This is a genomic window from Paraburkholderia sp. EG304 (assembly GCF_046543485.1).
GTDB classification, from domain to species: Bacteria; Pseudomonadota; Gammaproteobacteria; order Burkholderiales; family Burkholderiaceae; genus Paraburkholderia; species Paraburkholderia youngii.
Genome location: NZ_JBKGUA010000002.1, coordinates 1 through 18953 on the forward strand (window position 1 = coordinate 1; position 18953 = coordinate 18953).

The following is an 18953-nucleotide window of genomic DNA, read 5'->3' on the forward strand; positions in this document are numbered from 1 at the left end:
GATGAGGTGCAGCGCGGCAAGAACCGCAACAAGTCGAGGATCCGCGCACGCGTAGAGCATGTCTTCGCGGTGGTCAAACGACTGTGGGGCTTCACGAAGGTGCGCTACCGCGGGTTGGCGAAGAATGCGAATCGGGCCTTTGTAGCTTTGGCGCTCGCCAACGTCTACCTGTCGCGCACGCGATTGATGACACAGGTGCGCCCGTAATGGGCAAAAAGCGGGCAAAACGCCCGCGTGCAATGCCCGCAAGGGCCAAAAACCAAAGGATGACGGTCGGCTTCACGACCTGAACACCTCTACATCGCCGACACGTCGCAAATTCAGCTGCTTGTTCAGCGTAGCCTTAGGTAGAATCCCCTACTGTTTTCCCCTATCCGGCGACAGCGTTTCCGCCTTCAGAAACGCCCGCCCGGCGCCCGTTTTTCGCGCCGCTTCACGCGTCACACCCCATCATCGCCATGCCTTTGCCTCTGCTTGCCCTTGCCGTTGCCGCGTTTGGAATCGGTACCACAGAGTTCGTCATCATGGGGCTGTTGCCCGACGTCGCGCGCGATCTGTCCGTGTCGATTCCGGCGGCTGGCATGCTGGTGTCCGCTTATGCGCTCGGTGTGACGATCGGCGCGCCGATCGTCGCGATCGCGGTCGCCAACATGCCGCGCAAGAAGGCGCTGATGAGCCTGATCGGCGTGTTCATCGTCGGCAATCTGCTGTGCGCGATCGCGCCGGGTTACGCGGTGCTGATGGCCGCGCGCATCGTCACCGCGTTCTGCCACGGCGCGTTTTTCGGCATCGGCTCGGTGGTCGCGGCAGGCCTCGTCGCGCCCAATCGCCGCGCGCAGGCAATCGCGCTGATGTTCACCGGCCTCACGCTCGCCAACGTGCTCGGCGTGCCGCTCGGCACCGCGCTCGGCCAGGCGGTCGGCTGGCGCGCCACCTTTTGGGCCGTGACCGGCATCGGCGTGCTGGCGGCGGCCGCGCTCGCGGTGTGCCTGCCCGCGAAGATCGAGATGCAAAAGGCGAGCCTCGTGCGCGAATTCAGCGTGCTGAAGAACCCGCAGGTGCTAATGGTGCTCGGCATCAGCGTGCTCGCGTCGGCGAGCCTGTTTTCGACCTTCACCTACATCACGCCGATTCTCGAAGACGTGACCGGCTTCACGCCGCACGCGGTCACGCTGGTGCTGCTGTTGTTCGGCCTCGGGCTGACGGTCGGCAGCACGCTCGGCGGCAAGCTCGCGGACTGGCGGCTGATGCCGTCGCTAGTCGCGTTCCTGATGGCGATCGTCGTGATTCTGTGCGTGTTCGCGGGCACTATGCACGCGCGCATTCCGGCGATGCTGACCGTGTTCGTGTGGGGTGTGCTCGCATTCGCGATCGTGCCGCCGCTGCAGATGCTGATCGTCGATCGCGCAAGCCATGCGCCGAATCTTGCCTCGACGCTCAATCAGGGCGCTTTCAACCTCGGCAACGCAACCGGCGCGTGGCTCGGCGGCATGGCGATCGGCGCAGGCGCGCCGCTGACGACGCTGCCGTGGGTCGGCGTCGCGACCGCGCTGGGTGCGCTGCTGCTGACGTTGTGGTCGGTGTCGATCGAACGGCGGCTGGTGGTGGCGGGGTGAGCTTGCCGACCGAAGTCGCGGTTCGCGAGAGCGATCACACCGTTCTGCACTTTGCCTATAAACCTCTTTGAAGAGGCATCCCACCGTCTACGCGACTACCCCTGCCACCGGCGTTTCCGCCGTCGTGCGGTGGTGGGATGAACAAAGCTCTACGCGGACCTGTGAGGTCACATATCCGCCTTTGGCTGCGCCGGCGGACCCACAAAACAATCTCAGCGACTTGCTGGATGCACGCTTCGGCATTGGCGCCCCCCCTTATGTCCTCACGGCGGGCACCTTATCGATGCTTGTCGACCGGCATCACCGGTTGACCGGATTGGACTTTTACACGAATCCTGAGCGATGGGCCGTCCGCACGTCCGAACTGGCAGATCCAAGCGACGAAACTCCGCACATCGAGTCAGAATTCGACGCGCACGGACATGCAGAAGACATGGGCGCGCCGGAGGTCTTTTGCGAGCCTCGCGACGGCACCCTTTATCTGTCGTGGGGTAACGTCTCTCACTGGTACGGTATTGCGCCAACGCTCGCGATCGGCGTCGATGACGACGAGCGGCCGTCAGGTGATCGTCGGCGCGGTGCTGGTGGTGGCCTGCGCGACTGCGTTGATGCAAATGAAATCGGTCGGCCACGATGCGGTGGTCGGCGTGCTGTTGTGCGCGGCGCTCGCGTTTCTGGTGGCGGTGTGGTGGGAGCGTCGGCGGATCACGCTGCGGACGGCGAGTTGACGATTAGACGCTAGTTGCTGGCTTTTACGATCTATACGCCGGGTGATAATCTTCAACCCACGTTGCGCGGGCACTCGACACGGCCCATATTTTGTGGTGCCACCGCAAGCAACGGGGAGTCCGCCATGGTCTCGATGCGCTTGTTGCTCCGTGCCAGCCTGTTGGGCACGGCGATAGCGGTAGCCGCGATCGTCGCCGCAAACTGCGGTGGCGGCGGAGGCGGAAACAGCAGTGCCCCGACGGGCACGAGCGCCGGCGGCAGCGCCTCATCGGGCGCATCGACCCCAGCCGCGGCAAGCGGCGGCAGCACCACCACTGGTGGCACCACGAGCGGCGGCACCGGTAGCACCGGCACCGCGGGCAGCGGCTCGGCCACGTCGATGGGTGGCACGTCAACGGCAGCCGTGCAGGACGTGCTCACCTATCACAACGACATCGCGCGCACCGGCCAGAACCTCGGCGAAACCACGCTGGCGCCCGCCAACGTGACAGCCGCGACATTCGGCAAGGTCGGCTTCTTTAGCGTCGACGGCAAGGTCGACGCGCAGCCGCTATTCGTCGCTTCGCTGGCGATCGCGGGTGGCACGCACAACGTGCTGTACGTCGCGACCGAGAACGACACCGTGTACGCATTCGATGCCGACACCGGCGCGACCCTGTGGCAAGTGCGCACACTCGGCAGCGGCGAAACCCCGAGCGACGACCGCGGCTGCAGCCAGATCGTGAACACGATCGGCATCACCTCGACACCGGTGATCGACCGTTCGCGCGGCACGCACGGCACGATCTATGTCGTCGCGATGTCGAAGGACCCGGCCGGCGGCTACCATCATCGCGTTCACGCGCTCGACCTCGCGACCGGCGCCGAACTGCTGAACGGTCCCACCGAAGTCGCCGTCGCCTCTTACCCGGGCACCGGCGCGGGCAATACGAACGGCGTCCTGCCGTTCACCCCGTCGTTGTACGCGGAGCGCGCGGGGCTGCTATTGCTCGGCAACACGGTCTACACGACATGGACCTCGCACTGCGACGACGGCGGCTATACGGGGTGGATCATGGGCTACGCCGCCGACACGTTGCAGCAGACCACGGTGCTCAACGTGACGCCTAACGGCATCGGCGGCGCGATCTGGATGAGCGGCGCGGGGCCGGCGTCGGACGGCTCGTCGATCTATCTGCTCGATGCCAACGGCACCTTCGAAACGACGATGACCTCGAGCGGCTTTCCGGCCAACAACGATTTCGGCAATACGTTCCTGAAGCTCGGCACGTCGGGCGGCCTGTCGGTCACGGACTACTTCGCGATGACGAACGTCGTGCAGGAGGCCAACGACGACATCGACCTCGGCTCCGGCGGCGCACTGGTGCTGCCGGACCTGACCGACGCGAACGGCGTCGTGCAGCATCTGACGCTCGGCGCGGGCAAGGACAGCACCATCTACGTGCTGAATCGCGATTCGATGGGCAAGTTCAACCCGACGACCGACAACATCTATCAGGAGATTACCGCGCAGCTGGCGGGCGGCGAGTTCGGCATGCCCGCCTATTTCAACGGGCGCGTGTATTTCGGCTCGGTCGGCGATCATCTGAAGGCATTCACCGTGACCAATGCGAAGCTGTCCATCACACCCACCGCGCAAAGCGCGATGACGTTCGCCTATCCCGGCACGACGCCGAGCGTCTCGGCGAATGGCACGTCGAATGGCATCGTATGGGCCGCCGAAAACGGCAACGTCGCGGCACTCCATGCGTTCGACCCGGTCACGCTCAACGAGCTGTACAACAGCAACCAGATGGGCACGCGCGATCAGTTCGGCACCGGCAACAAGTTCATCACACCGATGATCGCGAACGGCAAGGTGTATGTCGGCACGACGAATGGCGTGGCGGTGTTCGGGTTGCTCGGTAGATGAAGCGGACGACGCGCCGAGTCATTGCGACACGGCACGGCCAAGGTCTCGCACAAACGACGAGGGCCGGCATTCGTTGCCGGCCCTCGTTCATCGTGACTGCCGCGCGCTCACTCTCGCGCCGGCAGAATCTCTCCGGCACACGCGCCGAACCCGACGCGATACCCGTCGCCCTGGCACCAGCCCACCAGCGTCAGCACATCGCCGTCCTCGATGAACGTGCGCGTACCGCCCTCGTGCAGCTCCAGCGGCTTCGTGCCGTTCCACGTCAGTTCGAGCAGGCTGCCGTACGAATCCTCGGTCGGTCCGCTGATCGTCCCCGAGCCCATCAGGTCGCCCACCCGCGTATTGCAACCCGACACCGTGTGATGCGCGAGCTGCTGCGCCATCGTCCAGTACATGTATTTGAAGTTGGTCCGCGCGATCGTGCTCGCTTGCCGCGCGTGTGGCGCGCGCAAGCTCACTTCGAGATGAATGTCGAACGCATGCTTTCCTCGATGCCGCAGATACGCGAGCGGCTCCGGCTCCTGCACCGGCTGCGCGACGCGGAATGGTTCGAGCGCATCGAGCGTGACGACCCACGGCGAGATCGTCGTCGCGAAGGTCTTCGCGTTGAACGGACCGAGCGGCACGTATTCCCATTGCTGGATGTCGCGCGCGCTCCAGTCATTCAGCAGCACCATGCCGAAGATGTGCGCCTCCGCGTCCTCGCATGCGATCGGCTCGCCCAGCGCATTGCCGCCGCCGATAATGAAACCCGTCTCCAGTTCGATATCGAGCTTGCGGCACGCGCCGAACACCGGGCGCTCCTGATCGGGCAGCTTGAGTTGGCCATTGGGGCGACGCACCGGCGTGCCGCTCACGACCACCGACGACGCCCGTCCGTTGTAGCCGATCGGCATCTCCGACCAGTTCGGCAGCAGCGCATTCTTCGGATCGCGGAACATCGAGCCGACATTGGTCGCATGCTCCTTCGACGAATAGAAATCCGTGTAGCCCGGAATCTGCACCGGCAGATGCAGACGCGCATCGGCCTGATTCACCAGCACCTTCGCGCGCAACACGGCATCGTCGCGCAGCGTCGCGGTGTCGCGCGCGAGCAGTTGGCTCAGCTGGATTCGAACGCTGCGCCATGCGTCGCGGCCGAGCGCGATGAAATCGTTCAGCGCATCGCGCGCGAACACGTTCTGCGCCGGCACGTTCAGCAGACCCGCTGCCTGCAACGCGCCGAGATCGACGATCTGGTCGCCGATCGCGACGCCCGCGCGCCGCGCGTCGTTGCCACGATCGCTGAAAATGCCGAACGGCAGGTTCTGGATCGGGAAGTCGCTCGCCGGCTCGTTGGCCGACTCGATCCAGCTCTTGCGCGACGCATCGAGCGTCGCCTGGAGGTCGTTCACCGCGTTCATCGTTGCTCCGGATTGAAGTGTTTCGTGAGGCCTTGCCAGCACTCGTAGTAATGCGCCTGCAGTTGCGCGGTTTCGAGCGCGAAGCGCGTCGGCTTGATCAGCGTGCGCGTCTCGAACATGAAGGCCATGGTGTCGTCGACCTTCTTCGGCACCGAGGTATCGATATGCGACGCTTTCTCGAACGTGTCCGCGTCCGGACCGTGGCCCGTCATGCAGTTGTGCAGGCTCGCGCCGCCGGGCACGAAGCCCTCGGCCTTCGCGTCGTAGACGCCATGCACGAGACCCATGAACTCGCTCGCGACGTTGCGATGGAACCATGGCGGGCGGAACGTATCTTCGGCGGCGAGCCAGCGCGGCGGGAAGATCACGAAGTCGATCGTATCGACGCCCGGCGTGTCGCTTTGCGACTGCAGCACGAGAAAGATCGACGGGTCCGGATGGTCGAAGCTGATCGAGCCGATCGTGTTGAAGCGGCGCAGGTCGTATTTGTACGGCGCGTAGTTGCCGTGCCATGCCACGACGTCGAGCGGCGAATGGCCGATGTCCGCGCGCCACAGATTGCCGTTCATCTTCGCGACGAGTTCGAACGCGCCCTCGCGGTCTTCGTACGCGGCGTGCGGCGTCAGGAAATCGCGCGGATTCGCGAGACCGTTGGAGCCGATAGGCCCCAGTTCCGGCAGACGCAGCAACGCACCGAAGTTCTCGCAGATATAGCCGCGCGCGCTGCCGTCCGGCAGGCTCACCGCGAAGCGCACGCCGCGCGGAATTACCGCGATCTCGAACGGTTCGATATCGACGCGGCCCATTTCGGTCGCGATATGCAGGCGGCCCTGTTGCGGCACGATCAGCAGTTCGCCGTCGGCGTTGTAGAAGAAGCGGTCCTGCATCGAACGGTTCGCTGCGTACAGATGGATCGCGCAACCGTTCATCGCTTCGGCCGAGCCGTTGCCTGCCATGGTCACCCAGCCGTCGATGAAATCGGTCGGTTCGGACGGCAGCGGCAGCGGGTCCCAGCGCAGCTGGTTCGGCGGCGTCGGCGGCACCTCGGCGAAGTTCGCGACGAGCCGCTCCGACGGCATCATCGTGAACGGCTTGTGCATCGCCGCGGGACGAATCCGGTACAGCCACGAGCGACGGTTGTGACCGCGTGGCGCCGTAAACGCGGTGCCCGAAATCTGCTCGGCATACAAACCATAGGCCGCGCGCTGCGGCGAGTTGCGGCCGGTCGGCAGCGCGCCAGGCAACGCCTCGGTTGCGAATTCATTCGCGAAACCCGACTGATAGCCGGGCTCGATTTCAGGTCGCAGGCGTTGGTCGGCCGGCGTACGTGTTGAGGTATCCATACAAGGTTCTCCGCGAGTTGCTCGATTCTTTCCCGATTACGTGATCTTTGCAGTCACGCTCAGGCCGGCTCGGCTTCGGACGCGCGAGCTGGTGAAATCACGTTTTACGTATAGTAAAACTAATTACGTATAGTGAAACTCACGTATACCCTTGGAAGCGGGCATGCCAACCTCGTGATTGCGCGCTGAGCCCCGGCCCATAAGCGTCAGGCCAATAACGTTATGAACATTTTGTTAATCTGCGCAGGGCCCGTACTGCTACCATCAATGGATGCGGCCATCGCGTCGCGCAGCCACGCGCCCCGTGCGCGTTCATCGTCGCCTTTCACTCGCCTTCATGATTTCGCCGACCATCCCCGATCTGATCGCCCGCGCCGCTCATCACCCGTTTCTCGGCGAGCATCTGGCCATGGGACAAGGCACGCACGCAGGCATCGCGCTCGCGCATTTCGACGGCATCGAGCTCACGAGCGCCTACGAGCCGATCTTCGACATCAGCGTGCATGGGCTCGCGCAGTCGCTATCATGCGGCGCGGAAGGAGTCGACCGTTTCGGCGATGAGCTCGGCTTTCAGGCGGTCACGCACCGGCTCGGCGCACCGCCGTTCGACGTGTTCGATCCGTTCGACAACATCGCCGACGATCAGCAGCTGGTCGCGCTTGATCGCATGTCGCGCGCGCTGCACGCAATCAACTTCTTTGGCCCGCAGCGGCATGGGCTGCTGTTTCTACGCGTGCACGAGAGGCTGTTGAAGAGTGTGAAGTACGATCACGGCCGGCATTTTTCGAGCGTGCTGACGTCGTTCAATCTGAGTCCGACGCGCATCGTCATCGAACTGCCGGCGGCGGCGGTCGCGCACAAGACGTTTCTGGGTTATCTGACGCGCAGCTATCAGCACTACGGCTTCAAGGTGGCGGGCAATCTGTCGAACGCGGGGCAGATCCTGTCGGTATCGGAAACCGCGCGGCTCGATTTCATCAAGATGGATGCGACGGCCGCATTGCGCGACGCGACCGTGAAGCCGCTCGTCGGCTACGCGGGCCGGCTGCGGGTGCCGCTGATTTTCAATCGCGTGATGGACGAGACGCAGTTCTCCGCGCTACAGCAGTACGACGTGCGGTTCGTGCAAGGTCCATTGTTCAACGCGCATTATCACGACCGGGCGGCGTAACACGGCGTGGGCCCGGTTGGCGCGGGCGCCCCGGCCTTCGCTCAGCCCGGCTCCCCCAGCCGCGCCGCGAGCGCCTTCAGACGCGGCGCGACGTTCTCGCGAAACACTTCCTCCCCCATCGACGACGCCGGCCCGCTACAGCTGAGCACGAGCCAGCGGTTTTCGCGCGGCTCGCGAAACGGCACCGCGACCGCGTTCACGTCGTCATGCCACGCACGAAACGAGTAGCAGCAGCGTTCGGTCGCGAACGCGGCGATCTCCTGTTCGGCTTCGGCGACCAGCATCGCGCCCGCCCTGCCTGCCGCTTTTTTCAGTTCCGCGAGTAACGCGGTACGCGCGTCGAGCGGCTGCACGGCGAGATATGCGCGGCCCATCGAGCTCGTCAGCATCGACAGTTTCGAGCCGGATGCGAGGCCGAGCGTCAACGCGGTTTCGCTGCGGATCGTCTCCAGATACACCATGTCGAGCCCATCCCGGCACCCGAGCGAAACCGCCGCGCCGACCTCGCGCGCGAGGCTGCGCAGGTGCGGGCGCGCGAGTTCGAGTATGTCGCTGCCCGATAGCAGCGCGAAGCCGAGCGACAGCACGCCCGCGTCGAGCGCATATTTGCCGTGCCTTTCGTCGAGCCGCAGATAGCCGAGCACGGTCAGCGTGTAGGCGAGCCGGTTCACGGTTGCCTTCGGCAAACCCGTGCGTTCGACGAAATCGCGATTGCCGAGCATCGTGTCGCCCGGCTGGAAAGCGCGCAACAGGTCCAGCCCGCGGGCAAGGGCGACGACGAATTTGCGTTCGTCGAGCGGAGCGGAGAAAGTGGATGGCAGCGTCATAGGGTGCTACACTCGGGCGTCGTTTGCAAAACATTGTTTCGCAAGGCGGAACTCAAGTCAAGCTTGTTCTGAGCGTGAAATCAGGAGATACGTCATGGCCGTAGCCGCGCAGTTTCACTGGGAAGACCCGTTGCTGCTGGATCAGCAGTTGACCGAAGACGAACGCATGGTGCGCGATGCCGCCGCGGCTTACTCGCAGGACAAGCTGCTGCCGCGCGTGTTGGAAGCGTTCCGCCATGAAAAGACCGATGTCGGGATTTTTCGCGAAATGGGCGAACTCGGCCTGCTCGGCCCGACGATTCCCGAACAGTACGGCGGCCCCGGTCTGAACTATGTCGCGTACGGGCTGATCGCGCGTGAAGTCGAACGTGTCGACTCCGGCTATCGCTCGATGATGTCGGTGCAGTCGTCACTGGTAATGGTGCCGATCTACGAATTCGGCTCGGACGCGCAGAAGGAAAAATATCTGCCGAAGCTCGCGCGCGGCGAGTGGATCGGCTGCTTCGGTCTGACTGAGCCGAACCACGGCTCCGATCCGGGCAGCATGGTCACGCGCGCGAAGAAGGTCGATGGCGGCTATTCGCTGTCGGGCTCGAAGATGTGGATCACCAATTCGCCGATCGCCGACGTGTTCGTCGTGTGGGCGAAGCTCGAGGAAAACGGCAAGGACAACATCCGCGGCTTCATTCTCGAGAAGGGCTGGAAGGGTCTGTCCGCGCCGGCGATCCACGGCAAGATCGGGCTGCGCGCGTCGATCACCGGTGAAATCGTGCTCGACGATGTGTTCGTGCCGGAAGAGAACATCATGCCTGGCGTCAGCGGCCTGCGCGGTCCGTTCACTTGCCTGAACTCGGCGCGCTACGGCATCGCCTGGGGCGCGCTCGGCGCGGCGGAAGCATGCTGGCACATCGCGCGTCAGTACGTGCTCGATCGCAAGCAGTTCGGCCGGCCGCTCGCCGCGAACCAGCTGATCCAGAAGAAGCTCGCCGACATGCAAACTGAAATCACGCTCGGGCTGCAAGGCGTACTGCGCCTCGGCCGCATGAAGGACGAAGGCACGGCCGCCACCGAAATCACGTCGATCATGAAGCGCAATTCGTGCGGCAAAGCGCTCGACATCGCCCGCCTCGCGCGGGACATGCTCGGCGGCAACGGCATCTCGGACGAGTTCGGAGTTGCCCGCCATCTGGTGAACCTCGAGGTCGTCAACACCTACGAAGGCACCCACGATGTTCATGCGCTGATCCTCGGCCGTGCGCAGACCGGTATTCAGGCGTTCTTCTGATGCCGCTGGCGTTCCGCTAAGTGCAAAAAAAGCCGGTTCATTCGAACCGGCTTTTCTGTTTGATGCCGCGCAGCTTACTGGTTCGGCTGCGGCGTCATGCGCAGGTACGGGCGCAGCGCCTTGTAGCCTTTCGGGAATTTCTGCCTGATCACTTCCTCGTCCTTCAGCGACGGCACGATCACGACGTCATCGCCCTGCTTCCAGTTGCCCGGCGTCGCGACCGAGTGACTGTCGGTCAGCTGCAGCGAATCGATCACGCGCAGCACTTCGTCGAAGTTGCGGCCGGTGCTCGCCGGATAGGTGATGATCAGACGCACCTTCTTGTTTGGATCGATGATGAACAGCGAACGCACGGTGAACGTTTCGTTCGCGTTCGGATGAATCATGTCGTAAAGCTGGGAAACCTTGCGATCGCCGTCCGCGAGAATCGGAAAACCGACGCTGGCGGCCTGCGTCTCGTTGATGTCCTTGATCCATTCCTTGTGCGACTCCGCGCTGTCGACCGACAACGCGATCGTCTTCACGTTGCGCTTTTCGAACTCGCTTGCAAGCTTCGCGGTCAGGCCCAGCTCGGTCGTGCAGACCGGCGTGAAGTCGGCGGGATGCGAAAACAGCACGCCCCAGCTATTGCCGAGCCAGTCGTGAAAACTGATGCGGCCAATGCTCGACTCCTGTTCGAAATCCGGCGCAATGTCGCCAAGACGTAGACTCATAGTGCATCTCCTGTAGGTATTCGGAACGTATCCAGATAAGGTCGCGGGCGTGTGCCCGCGACGGCCAGACGATAAAGCATAAGGCCGTGGTGGTACATGGCGAACCAACATCGCGTCAGTACTTTATGCGTTTTTGTAATTTTCTCCCGTTTGATGGAAACTTTGCGGGACAGATCAACTCAATCCGATACCGGTCTGGAGCAAAGTGCCCTCAAACGGGTGTTGCCATGCGCTGCCGGGAACGGATCGTGCGTCGGCGCCATGCAACCGGCACTAGGCTCGCCAGCGACCGTTTCTTTGGTTACGATTTACGCGTAGCGTGAGACAAAGGGAGCTGTCAATGTCGGAAGTCAACAAGGAGAGATTGATGTCGGATATCAAAACCGTCCTCGCGGACGCTGAAGACCTGCTGAAACAGGCCGCGAGCGCTACCGGCGAACGCGCGTCCGAACTGCGCGAGACCGCGCTGACGCGCCTGAAGCAGGCGAAAGAAAAAGCAGCCGACGTTCAGGTCGTGGTCGTCGAAAAAGGCAAGAAGGCTGCCCGCGCTACCGACGACTACGTGCACGAACATCCGTGGGCGTCCATCGGCATCGCCGCCGGCATCGGCATGGTGGTCGGTCTGCTGATCAATCGCAAGTAAAGGTCGGTGAGTCCGCCGGAGCAGGCATGTCCGGCGCACCGGCGATACAGGCGGACCGGCGCGAGCCTCGCCGGTCCCCTTCTGCTGGCGCGCGTGCGCGCTGGCCAGGCCCTCACGCGCAACGCCCACAGCCATGACGACCGAAACACACTCGCAGCGCGCAGAACACAGCCCGTTGCGCCGTATTCTCAGTTCCGTGTTTGCGATTCTGCAGACGCGGCTCGAACTGGTGGGCATCGAACTCGCCGAGGAAAAAGACCGCCTGCTCGGCGTGCTGTTTCTCGGTCTTGCCGCAATGATGCTCGCCACGATGGCCTTGATCGCGTTGACCGCACTCGTCGCCATTGCCTTCTGGGACACCTACCGATGGCAGGCGCTTGCCGGCATCACCGCGGTCTACGCGATTGCCGGGCTCGCCTGTGCGCTGAAGGCGCGCAGCGGTCTGCGCAACGCGCCGCTGGTGTTCGAAGCGACCATCGCCGAGTTCGAAAAAGATCGCCAAGCGTTTCGCAGCCGCGACTGATGGGCAAGTTTGTCTGCATCCGATCCACCGCCTCATCTCCACTCCCGCCGACACGCCATGAGCCCATCCCGTCCCGATACAGCCTTTCGTAACAAGCGCCATCCGTCGAAGGATCTGAGCGCCCCGCATCTGCGGGCGCTACGCAAGGAATTGCTGCTCGTGCGCGCGGACGTGGAGCGCGTCGAGCTCGCGCAGGCCGTCTTCGAACTGCGCCAGGCCGTCACGCATTTCAGCTGGCTCAAGTTCGTGATCCCCGGCTTCGGCGGCGTGCGCGTCGGCAAAGGGGCCAAGGCAAGCGTGCTCAACGCGGGCACGATCGGCGCATTGCTCAAGCAGTACCCGTTCATCAGTTCGGTCGTTTCGCTGTTGCTCGCCAAACCGCTGCGCGCGACTGTCGTCAGGAGCGCAAGGCCCGCGCTCAAGTGGGGCAGCCTTGCGCTCGGCGCGTGGGAAGCGTTCCGGATCTGGCAACAGATGAAGAACGAGTCGGCGGCGGCGGTTTCCGCTACCGCGCAGGCGGCGGCTGAGCAGGTCGATTCGACGAGAAGCGGCTATTGAGGTCGTGGCCGCTACGAGGGGCTGCGATCTGCGCTATATCGGATGTCCGCTCGCACGGCCGCGCGCGTCGGCTTTCAATCACCTGCTAACCCGTATTCCAGCATTCGCTGCTCGTGGGCGTCGCGCCGCTCGTGTCGTTTCTATTGCCTCGCTGACCTGTCGCATCTAGCGTGAACGTGCCACACGGGTCATCGCGCATCGGGCCCGCTTCCGCTGGCACCGCTTCGACCGAATAGCCGCCGTTCGTGTCGTCCGCGGGCAGCACGCGCACGCGATACACCGGCGCGCCGAACTGCGGCGCCTGATCGATGCCCGGTGGCAAGGCCGGCACGCCATCGCTCGCCGCGGCCTCGACGAATTGCGCAGCCCGATATAACGCCGACGCCGCGTCGATATGATGGGTGCGCGCGATGTGGCTGCGATACGAAGGGATCGCAAAGGCGGCGAGCGTGGCGGCAATCGCGAGCGCGATCACGAGTTCGAGCAGCGTGAATGCGGATGTGTTCGGGCTTTTCATACGTGTCCAGTCGGTGCGTTCTTCAGAATGGTCTCGCGGCAACGCGCCGCCAATGACGCTCGATCGCGCCATCCTCGGTCACCAGTTCCATCTGCAACCAGACCTGTGACTCGCTGCTCTGCCCGAAGCCGCGCGCGGTCAGCAGATAAGCGCTGGCGTTGGGTCGACTCGCGAGACGCCAAGGCTCGATCAGGCATTGCGGCGCACGCGATGATCCCGGCCACTGCGACACAGGCGTGATGGCGCCTGCGTCGAACGCGGTTTCAAGCCTCCATTGAACCGGCTCGCCGGATGTGAGCGGCGCATTGGGCGCGTCGCCAGGTGCCGATAGCACGTTGCGCTCGCACAAGCTCAGCGCCGAATCCGCCGCGTGGAAAGCCTGCAGAAAGTCGCGCGTATTGGTCGCCGCGCGTGCGGCCGCGAGCGATGTTTCGAACCAGATCGCGGACGTGGCGAGCATCATGGCCGAGATCAGCAGCACGATAGCAAGCACGACCCCGCGTTGATGTGCGCGTCGGGCACCGTCCCGACAACTTCGCCTGCCTAAGTGTTTCGCTTTTCCACCTGCCCCGCCGCATATGTCGTACGCGCGGCAGCGTTGCGTTGCTGCGTCACGGTCCATCACGACGATACCTCCGCGCGATTGCGCAGCGCCACCCTGCGCGAAAACGCCTGTCGAGGCCGCAAGTCGGTGCCGAGCGTACTCACGCCATCGCAATCGATGTACTTTGAGCGCCGTCCTTGCGGCGCGCCGCGCACCAGCACGCAGACATCTACCGCGACGATGTTCGTCCATTGATCCGCCGCGACGGCCGACGCGTTCACAGCATTGGCCGCACCGCTCAGCCAGTAGCGCAACCGCACGCGCTCGACGCCTTCGACCAGCGGCTGCGCGGACCCCGCATTGCCGCTGCCGACGCAGTAAAGCTCCGGCTCGCCGGTCGAGCCGCTGAGGTTGGCGAAGTACCGATTGACCACCGGCGCGCCGTGATCGCCAGGAACTGCGTCGCTGCTCCTGACGGCCTGGCCGACACAGTCGGTGACCTGCCCGCTCGACGATGGCCACGTCGATACGACGTCTGCGACGTAGCGGATCGCGACGCCATCGGAGCCGGTACTCAACGCGGTGCAAGTGAGGTTGTCGTCGGCGCCGGTCGGGCGACCGCCCGAGCAGCCGAACAGCGCAGGCGCCGCGTTATAACCAACGACATCGGCAGGAACGAAGCCGGCCATCTGCAATTGCTGGCCGATCAGCATCAGCGCGGTCAAGCCGGCTTCGCGAATCCGGGCCGCGTTGCTCGCCTGCACGAACGCGTTGCGCTGCGTCGTGTAAAGGGACACGGCCCCCGCGGTCACGATCAGCCCGAGCGCCATCGCGATCAGGAATTCGACCAGCGTGTGACCGCGTGGGCAATGCAGCCGCTTCATTGCGCGAACGCCAACGCGACACACGACGATCCGGCCGGTGCATCGACGCCGCCGCAAGGCTCCGCCGACGGGCCGATCCCATCGCCCGCAGTGGGCCGGTCCCGCACGGAAGCCCACGTCACGCGCGCCGCAGCGACTGCGCCGCTCTCGCCGACCGATGCGTCGCCGTGCGGCAGCAGAACACTCGCCCAAGCGCTCCATTGATTGAGTGCGGCATTGCCCACGGAAGGCGTGCGCGTCGCTTCGGCGATCGAGTCGGCTATCCACGTGGCGCTCTCGCGCAGCGACATCGCGCGCGCTTCACGTGCGGTCCACACCTGAGCCGCGATCAACCCCAGCGCGCTCACCGCGACCAACGCGACCGCCAGCATCACCTCGATCAACGAACTGCCGCCACATGCCGACGCATGCGCACGCAACCGGGTGTGGAATGCGGGCCGTCTCATGACGTCGCTCCACACGCGCCTTCCGAGATCCGCGCGCGACCTCCTGCCGCGACACTGATGCAGCGCCGCCACGGGTTGCCCTGCATCGACTTCGATGGGCTCCGCGGCGCGATATCGAAACTTCGAAACGCGCCGATCAGTTGGCCGGCGGGCGGCGTGAACGTCATATCCGTCTGCACGCCGGCGATGCTCACCGCCGCAAGCGCCGGCTGCGCGCGCAACAACGACGGCTTGCCGCCGCGTTCGGCGAATACAGCCCATCCGCAGGCCCAGTCGGCGACGCCGTCGGCGCAAGGTTGGCCCGACGCGAGACAGACGTGCGCCGCATCGACGCGACACACCGTGATACGCGCGCCGCGCCGCAGCGCCTCGCTGCGCGCGTAGGCGAAGGTGGACAGCAGCGCCTTCGAGCGCGCGTCGACCTGATCTCGCATCTGCCATGCGGCGAACGACGGCATCGCCATCACCGCCATCAGCATCACGAGCGCTATCACCGCCAGCGTCTCGACGAGCGTGAAACCGGCGCGGGACGGCCGGCGAGTTCCATTGATTTTCATCTGCATCCCTGAGCGTTTCGAACGGATGCAGCCAATCTAGCGATTTGCGAGTGCGCCGACCATCGTCCGAATGGCCAGGTGGCATTCAGACGTTAGCGCACGCAACAATGCACGTGACGATCGATCACGGAGGCGGGAGAAGCGATGCGTGAAGAAAAGCGCGAAATGCGCGAGGCGATGGATACGAATGACCGCGGCTCAGCTGCGGCACGCGTGCGCTCAGCGCTTGCGGGGAGGCTTGGGCGGGGAAGAGGCGCGGCGGAATTCCTCGATCACGTCCTCGAATTCGGAGACGTCTTCGAAGCGCCTGTACACGGAAGCGAAACGGACATAGGCGATCGTGTCGAGCGCGCGCAACTCGTTCATCACGAGTTCGCCGAGGCGCTCGCTGCGCACTTCGCGCTCGCCGCTGCCGAGCAGCTGATACTCGATGCGGGCGACCGCCGCTTCGATCGCGTCCACCGCAACCGGGCGCTTGCGCAGCGCCAGTTGCATGCTCGCGACGATCTTGCGGCGATCGAATTCCGTGCGCGTGCCGTCCTTCTTGACGACCGACGGCAACGCCAGCTCGACCCGCTCATACGTCGTGAAACGTTTGTCGCAGGCCGGGCAGCGGCGGCGCCGGCGAATCGTCGCGCCGTCTTCGGATACGCGCGAGTCGACGACCTGCGTATCGGCGTGGCGGCAGAAGGGGCAATGCATGACGGCTTAGCCGTAAACCGGGAAGCGCTGGGTCAGCTCGGCGACTTGCGCGCGCACGCGCTCGATCGTCGCGGCGTCTTCCGGGTTGTCCAGCACGTCGGCGATCAGGTTGCCGACCTGCTCGGCTTCCTTCACGCCGAAGCCGCGCGTGGTCATGGCCGGCGAACCCAGGCGGATGCCCGAGGTCACGAACGGCTTTTCCGGATCGTTCGGGATCGCGTTCTTGTTGACCGTGATGTGCGCCGCGCCGAGTGCCGCCTCCGCAGCCTTGCCGGTGATCTTCTTCGCACGCAGGTCGACCAGCATCACGTGGCTCTCCGTGCGGCCCGACACGATGCGCAGCCCGCGCTTGACCAGCGTTTCAGCGAGCACCCGCGCGTTCTCGACGACCTGCTGCTGATACGCCTTGAATTCCGGCGACAGCGCTTCCTTGAACGCGACGGCCTTAGCGGCGATCACGTGCATCAGCGGACCGCCCTGGATGCCCGGGAAAATCGCCGAATTGATCGGCTTCTCATACTCGGCCTTCATCAGGATCACGCCGCCGCGCGGGCCGCGCAGGCTCTTGTGCGTGGTGGTGGTGACGAAGTCGGCGTGCGGCACCGGGTTCGGATAAACGCCCGCTGCGACGAGACCGGCGTAGTGCGCCATGTCGACCATGAAGTAGGCTCCCACCGACTTCGCGATTTTCGACATGCGTTCGAAATCGATGCGCAGCGCAAACGCGGATGCGCCCGCCACGATCATCTTCGGCTTGTGTTCCTGCGCGAGCTTTTCAGCAGCGTCGTAGTCGATGTCTTCGGCTTCGTTCAGACCGTAGCTGACCACGTTGAACCACTTGCCCGACATATTGACCGGCGAGCCGTGCGTGAGGTGGCCGCCGTGCGCGAGGCTCATGCCCATGATCGTGTCGCCCGGCTTGAGCATTGCGAAGAACACGCCCTGGTTGGCCTGCGAGCCCGAGTTCGGCTGCACGTTCGCGGCTTCCGCGCCAAACAGCTGCTTCACGCGGTCGATCGCCAGCTGCTCAGCGACGTCGACATACTCGCAGCCGCCGTAGTAGCGCTTGCCGGGATAGCCTTCGGCGTACTTATTCGTGAGTTGCGAGCCTTGCGCGGCCATCACGGCCGGGCTCGTGTAGTTTTCCGACGCGATCAGTTCGATGTGCTCTTCCTGACGGCGGTTTTCCTGCTCGATGACCTTCCAGAGTTCAGGATCGACGTTGGCGATGGTGCTTTGGGCTCTGTCAAACATACGGGTTCCGTTGAGTGTTTTCAGGTTGACCGGATCGTGCGCCGAATCCTGCGTAGAGGGTACACAGCGGGGTACGCAGCGCTGTGGGCGGCGAGGCTTGCCCTGACGTGGCGAGTGGAGAGTCGCCGCACACGCGAGGCAGGCCAGCCACCGTCAGCGCAGATTAATGCGCGCGGTTCACGGCTGCCCAGGCGAACGGCAAAACGGCACCCTGCGCTTCACGGTGGGTTGTTCCACCTTGAACCCGATTGGTTGAATCGGCTGAGTCAGACGACTCGGTTCTATCGCCAGTCACGCAGGGTCGAGCGCGTTAGTGTATTGGAAGAGGCCCGAATAGGCAACCGACTTGCGGGTGCTCCGGCGGCTGCTGGCGGGGCCTGCGGACTGTCTGGCGGCCCCGCTGGGCAGCCATCTGACGAAAGCACGCCGACCGCGCCGCGCACCCGTTGCGCGCCGCCGCGGCAGCCGCCGATCCGGCTCGTCCATCCTTGCCGCAGCGCGGCATTGGAAGTAGGCTTGGGGCCTTTGTCTCTTACCGACCAGGGAACTGCAATGATCGTGTTTGTCACAGGAGCGTCGGCCGGCTTCGGCGCCGCCATCGCCCGCTCGTTCGTCAAGGGCGGCCATCGTGTCGTCGCCACTGCTCGCCGCAAGGACCGCCTCCAGGCACTCGCCGACGAACTCGGCGACGCGCTGCTGCCGTACGAACTCGACGTGCGCGACCGCGCCGCCGTCGAAGCCGTGCCCGCCTCGTTGCCCGCCGACTTCGCCGCGATCGACGTGCTCGTCAACAACGCCGGCCTCGCGCTCGGCACCGAGCCGGCACACAAGGCGAGCCTCGACGAATGGAACACCATGATCGAGACCAATTGCACGGGCCTCGTGCAGGTCACGCATGCGCTGCTGCCCGGCATGGTCGAGCGCAATCGCGGACATATCTTCAATCTGGGTTCAGTGGCGGGCCGCTGGCCGTACGCGGGCGGTAACGTGTATGGTGCGACCAAGGCGTTCGTGCGCCAGTTCAGCCTGAACCTGCGCGCCGACCTCGCCGGCAGCGCGCTGCGCGTGACGGATATCGAGCCGGGCCTGTGCGGCGGCACCGAATTCTCGAACGTGCGCTATCGCGGCGACGACGACAAGGCCGCCAAGGTCTACGAAAACGTGCAGCCGCTGACGGCCGAAGACATCGCCGATTCCATCTACTGGATCGCCACGCGCCCGGCCCACGTCAACATCAACACGATCGAGCTGATGCCGGTCGCACAGTCGTTCGCGGGTCTGTCCGTACATCGCGGCTGAGCTTGAAGGCGGGCTGAGGCGGCC

22 protein-coding genes and 1 riboswitch are annotated in these 18953 nt (G+C 64.5%); of the genes, 10 read left to right on the forward strand and 12 right to left on the reverse strand.

Features of this window, described 5'->3' with window-relative positions:
• The 3 genes from ACLFKU_RS02610 to ACLFKU_RS02620 all read left to right on the forward strand — a co-directional run.
• On the forward strand, positions 1-207 hold a 207-nt coding region (locus ACLFKU_RS02610), incomplete at its 5' end, for a transposase (protein ID WP_410848080.1).
• A 251-nt stretch (positions 208-458) separates the two neighbouring features.
• Positions 459-1616 (forward strand): MFS transporter, encoded by a 1158-nt coding sequence (locus ACLFKU_RS02615; protein WP_410848081.1) that lies wholly within the window; start codon positions 459-461, stop codon positions 1614-1616.
• Positions 1617-2158: 542 nt separating this feature from the next.
• A complete protein-coding gene (locus tag ACLFKU_RS02620) occupies positions 2159-2344 on the forward strand; it encodes a hypothetical protein (RefSeq protein ID WP_410848082.1) in 186 nt (61 codons plus the stop codon).
• Positions 2345-2396: 52 nt separating this feature from the next.
• Here the strand turns inward: ACLFKU_RS02620 and ACLFKU_RS02625 are convergent, their stop codons facing one another.
• Complete coding sequence (locus ACLFKU_RS02625; protein ID WP_410848083.1) at positions 2397-2735, reverse strand: hypothetical protein; 339 nt, start codon at positions 2733-2735, stop codon at positions 2397-2399.
• Between ACLFKU_RS02625 and ACLFKU_RS02630 the strand changes: the two genes are divergently transcribed.
• Positions 2725-4257: a PQQ-binding-like beta-propeller repeat protein gene (locus ACLFKU_RS02630; protein WP_410848084.1), complete on the forward strand. Its 1533-nt coding sequence runs from the start codon at positions 2725-2727 to the stop codon at positions 4255-4257. The genes ACLFKU_RS02625 and ACLFKU_RS02630 overlap by 11 nt on opposite strands.
• A gap of 107 nt (positions 4258-4364) precedes the next feature.
• On the opposite strand, the gene fahA is transcribed toward ACLFKU_RS02630, so the two are convergent.
• On the reverse strand, positions 4365-5663 hold the full coding sequence (fahA, locus tag ACLFKU_RS02635; RefSeq protein WP_410848085.1) for a fumarylacetoacetase: 1299 nt from the start codon (positions 5661-5663) through the stop codon (positions 4365-4367).
• Positions 5660-7006, reverse strand: a complete 1347-nt coding sequence (hmgA, locus tag ACLFKU_RS02640) for a homogentisate 1,2-dioxygenase (RefSeq protein ID WP_410848086.1) — start codon at positions 7004-7006, stop codon at positions 5660-5662. The genes fahA and hmgA overlap by 4 nt, the downstream gene beginning before the upstream one ends.
• A 337-nt stretch (positions 7007-7343) precedes the next feature.
• Here hmgA and ACLFKU_RS02645 point away from each other — a divergent pair, with 337 nt between their 5' ends.
• Positions 7344-8177, forward strand: coding sequence for a diguanylate phosphodiesterase (locus ACLFKU_RS02645; protein WP_410848087.1), 834 nt, complete (start codon positions 7344-7346; stop codon positions 8175-8177).
• Positions 8178-8218: 41 nt separating this feature from the next.
• On the opposite strand, the gene ACLFKU_RS02650 is transcribed toward ACLFKU_RS02645, so the two are convergent.
• Positions 8219-9004 carry an IclR family transcriptional regulator gene (locus ACLFKU_RS02650; protein WP_368585402.1) on the reverse strand — a complete coding sequence of 262 codons (786 nt, stop codon included), beginning with the start codon at positions 9002-9004 and terminating at the stop codon, positions 8219-8221.
• Positions 9005-9098: 94 nt separating this feature from the next.
• Here ACLFKU_RS02650 and ACLFKU_RS02655 point away from each other — a divergent pair, with 94 nt between their 5' ends.
• A complete protein-coding gene (locus ACLFKU_RS02655; protein WP_368585403.1) occupies positions 9099-10289 on the forward strand; it encodes an acyl-CoA dehydrogenase in 1191 nt (396 codons plus the stop codon).
• A 74-nt stretch (positions 10290-10363) separates the two neighbouring features.
• On the opposite strand, the gene ACLFKU_RS02660 is transcribed toward ACLFKU_RS02655, so the two are convergent.
• Positions 10364-11002, reverse strand: coding sequence for a peroxiredoxin (locus ACLFKU_RS02660; protein WP_368585404.1), 639 nt, complete (start codon positions 11000-11002; stop codon positions 10364-10366).
• 340 nt (positions 11003-11342) lie between these two features.
• On the opposite strand from ACLFKU_RS02660, the gene ACLFKU_RS02665 reads away from it, so the two are divergent.
• The 3 genes from ACLFKU_RS02665 (at position 11343) to ACLFKU_RS02675 (ending at position 12726) form a co-directional block, all read left to right on the forward strand.
• The gene (locus ACLFKU_RS02665; protein ID WP_026227987.1) at positions 11343-11645 is read left to right on the forward strand and encodes a YqjD family protein; all 303 of its coding nucleotides are present in this window, start codon (positions 11343-11345) and stop codon (positions 11643-11645) included.
• A gap of 133 nt (positions 11646-11778) precedes the next feature.
• A complete protein-coding gene (locus ACLFKU_RS02670; RefSeq protein WP_410848088.1) occupies positions 11779-12168 on the forward strand; it encodes a phage holin family protein in 390 nt (129 codons plus the stop codon).
• A 57-nt stretch (positions 12169-12225) separates the two neighbouring features.
• Positions 12226-12726 carry a DUF3318 domain-containing protein gene (locus ACLFKU_RS02675; protein WP_410848089.1) on the forward strand — a complete coding sequence of 167 codons (501 nt, stop codon included), beginning with the start codon at positions 12226-12228 and terminating at the stop codon, positions 12724-12726.
• Positions 12727-12811: 85 nt separating this feature from the next.
• Here ACLFKU_RS02675 and ACLFKU_RS02680 read toward each other — a convergent pair whose 3' ends face one another.
• The 7 genes from ACLFKU_RS02680 to glyA form a co-directional block, all read right to left on the reverse strand.
• Positions 12812-13243, reverse strand: a complete 432-nt coding sequence (locus ACLFKU_RS02680; protein WP_410848090.1) for a type IV pilin protein — start codon at positions 13241-13243, stop codon at positions 12812-12814.
• Positions 13244-13265: 22 nt separating this feature from the next.
• On the reverse strand, positions 13266-13736 hold the full coding sequence (locus tag ACLFKU_RS02685) for a hypothetical protein (protein WP_410848091.1): 471 nt from the start codon (positions 13734-13736) through the stop codon (positions 13266-13268).
• Between the two features lie 128 nt (positions 13737-13864).
• Positions 13865-14671 (reverse strand): PilW family protein, encoded by an 807-nt coding sequence (locus ACLFKU_RS02690; RefSeq protein ID WP_410848092.1) that lies wholly within the window; start codon positions 14669-14671, stop codon positions 13865-13867.
• A complete protein-coding gene (locus ACLFKU_RS02695; RefSeq protein ID WP_410848093.1) occupies positions 14668-15117 on the reverse strand; it encodes a hypothetical protein in 450 nt (149 codons plus the stop codon). Before ACLFKU_RS02695 ends, ACLFKU_RS02690 begins: the two co-directional genes overlap by 4 nt.
• Positions 15114-15680: a GspH/FimT family pseudopilin gene (locus ACLFKU_RS02700; protein WP_410848094.1), complete on the reverse strand. Its 567-nt coding sequence runs from the start codon at positions 15678-15680 to the stop codon at positions 15114-15116. Before ACLFKU_RS02700 ends, ACLFKU_RS02695 begins: the two co-directional genes overlap by 4 nt.
• 213 nt (positions 15681-15893) lie before the next feature.
• Complete coding sequence (gene nrdR, locus ACLFKU_RS02705; protein ID WP_410848095.1) at positions 15894-16376, reverse strand: transcriptional regulator NrdR; 483 nt, start codon at positions 16374-16376, stop codon at positions 15894-15896.
• A 6-nt stretch (positions 16377-16382) separates the two neighbouring features.
• Positions 16383-17630, reverse strand: a complete 1248-nt coding sequence (glyA, locus tag ACLFKU_RS02710) for a serine hydroxymethyltransferase (protein ID WP_368585413.1) — start codon at positions 17628-17630, stop codon at positions 16383-16385.
• 178 nt (positions 17631-17808) lie between these two features.
• Positions 17809-17935, reverse strand: a riboswitch (ZMP/ZTP riboswitch).
• Between the two features lie 247 nt (positions 17936-18182).
• On the opposite strand from glyA, the gene ydfG reads away from it, so the two are divergent.
• Entirely contained in the window at positions 18183-18929 is a 747-nt protein-coding gene (ydfG, locus tag ACLFKU_RS02715) for a bifunctional NADP-dependent 3-hydroxy acid dehydrogenase/3-hydroxypropionate dehydrogenase YdfG (protein ID WP_410848096.1), read from the forward strand.
• The last annotated feature ends 24 nt before the right edge of the window (positions 18930-18953 follow it).